Source organism: Paenibacillus sp. 01L418 (genome assembly GCF_056400045.1).
The window spans coordinates 1-1,565 of the sequence record NZ_JBFTSN010000727.1 but is presented as its reverse complement, the minus strand read 5'-3'; the positions used below and the strand labels follow the sequence as shown (position 1 = coordinate 1,565).

General features: G+C 50.9%; 1 protein-coding gene. It reads left to right on the top strand.

Going from position 1 to position 1,565, the window contains the following annotated elements; genetic code table 11:
- The coding region (locus AC1DSE_RS35110; protein WP_477529106.1) for a non-ribosomal peptide synthetase at positions 1 to 1,565 on the top strand (1,565 nt) is incomplete at both ends.

Genomic DNA, 1,565 nt, shown 5'->3' with positions numbered 1-1,565 from the left:
GATCACATGCTGCCTTGAGTATGCAACCTCCTTATTTCATGAGAGTACGATCGAGAGAATGGCCGCGCATTTCTGCACAATCGTTAAGGAGATGACATCAAGCGAAGGGTCCAGAAGAACGATAGGTGAGCTGGAATTAGTGGATGAGGCAGAGCGATTGAAGCTTTCTTCGCCGTTAGCAAGCGCTGCTGATAAAGCGGAACAGAAGAGTAATGACATCGCGGAGAAGGTAAGAGATGCACTGCTCGATGAAACAAAAGAGATGGTAGAGATGTCAGCAAATAATGCACATTTCTCTGCATCCACCGAAGAGCATCCCTGCTGGATGAGCATTATGGAAGAGATAGAGCGGCAAGCGGCAGAAACGCCGCATTCCGCTGCGATTTTATTTGGTTTGGAGACGCTCTCGTATTCCGAATTAAATGAGCAAGCGAATCGTCTTGCCCATACGCTTCGCAGCCGCGGGGTRGGRCCGGAGCGAATYGTAGCRYTGATGGYAGACCGTTCACCYCTGTTGATGATCGGCATTCTTGGCATTTTGAAAGCRGGWGGCGCTTATGTCGCTATTGATCCGGCATACCCTGCTGAGCGTATYCAGTGGATGCTGGAGGATTGCGGCGATCAATGGCTTCTGACAGAAAGRAAATATGCCGGGTTTGTCATGARCGCWKCAGAAGARTGGTATTTGGATGATGCTGATCTGTATAGCTCGGAACGARGRAATYTGGAGATCGTAAGCYKTCCSGAGCATCTGGCGTATGTACTGTATACTTCCGGCTCAACGGGCAGGCCGAAGGGKGCAATGATCGAGCATCGCGGACTRGCAAGCTTCGTGAGTKSATTCCGTGAGCGAATTCCWTTCGAAGCAGGCCAAAGCCTATTGGCAATGGCGACCGTATCATTCGATATTTTCATYGTAGAGAGCCTGCTCCCATTAACAATGGGGATGAAAATGGTGCTKTGCAATGAAGAGGAACGGGGTGATGCTCATCTGCTGCAGGAGCTTATAAARAAGCATCGGGTAGAGGTGCTGCAAATTACGCCATCACGCTTCAAGTGGTGGATGGCGCAAGTGAGCCAAACCGAGGTTTGGAAATCCTTAAGCGTCGTCATGATTGGTGCGGAGCCGTTGACGATGGATTTGCTGGAAAGACTTCGTTCGGTGACGAGTGCACGTATTTTTAATCTCTATGGCCCAACGGAAACAACAGTATGGACATCGGTGTGCGAGGTAACTAGCGGTGAAGCTATTACGATCGGCAGACCTATTGCAGGGGCAGCAATGGTCGTACTGAGTCCAGAGCTGCAGCTGCAGCCAACAGGTGTGATTGGTGAAATTTGCATCGGAGGAGCAGGCGTAGGTCGGGGTTATCTTCGACATCCGGAATGGGATCAGGGAGTATTTATTACGAGCCCGTTTGGTACAGGTGAGAGGATGTACCGCACGGGTGATCTTGGCAGAAGGCTGGCGAATGGTGAATTTGTATACGCAGGCCGCCGCGATCATCAGGTGAAAATACGAGGGCATCGCATTGAAACCGGTGAGGTGGAGCAGCAGCTGCTGC